The following is a 536-nucleotide window of genomic DNA, read 5'->3' on the forward strand; positions in this document are numbered from 1 at the left end:
AGCCTAGTAGAGGCGGTGGCCAGGATTTGCGCCGGCGGCGAAATCTTCGCCGTCAACGCCTATCGCCCGGTCAATGTCGGCGTCATCCAGACGACGCTGCCCGGCTTGAAGCCGAGCGTGCTCGACAAGACGCTGCGGGTCACCGAGGCGCGGCTGGCGCGCTCCGGCGGCCGGCTGAAGGCGGAGCGGCGCACGCCGCATGACGTGACGCTTGTTGCGGAAGCAGCAAGCGCGCTGGCGCGCGACAACGACATGGTGGTGATCTTCGGCGCCTCGGCGCTGGCCGATTTCGCCGATGTCATCCCTGCCGCGATCGAGAAGGCGGGCGGCAAAGTCATTCGAGCCGGCATGCCGGTCGATCCCGGCAATCTGCTGGTGCTCGGAACGCTCGACGGCAAGCGCGTCATCGGCGCGCCCGGCTGTGCCCGCAGCCCGAAGGAAAACGGTTTCGACTGGGTGCTGGACCGGCTGATCGCCGGGCTTGATGTGACGGCGAGCGACATTGCCGGCATGGGCGTCGGAGGCCTGTTGATGGA

Annotated in this window: 1 protein-coding gene; it reads left to right on the forward strand. The window is 67.9% G+C overall.

What is annotated here, in order from left to right:
- Nucleotides 1-536: molybdopterin-binding protein (locus EOA32_RS37645; protein ID WP_348632251.1), on the forward strand; the 536-nt coding region annotated here is incomplete at both ends.

It is taken from the genome of Mesorhizobium sp. M1A.F.Ca.ET.072.01.1.1 (genome assembly GCF_004023325.1).
In the GTDB taxonomy this organism is placed as follows: Bacteria; Pseudomonadota; Alphaproteobacteria; order Rhizobiales; family Rhizobiaceae; genus Mesorhizobium.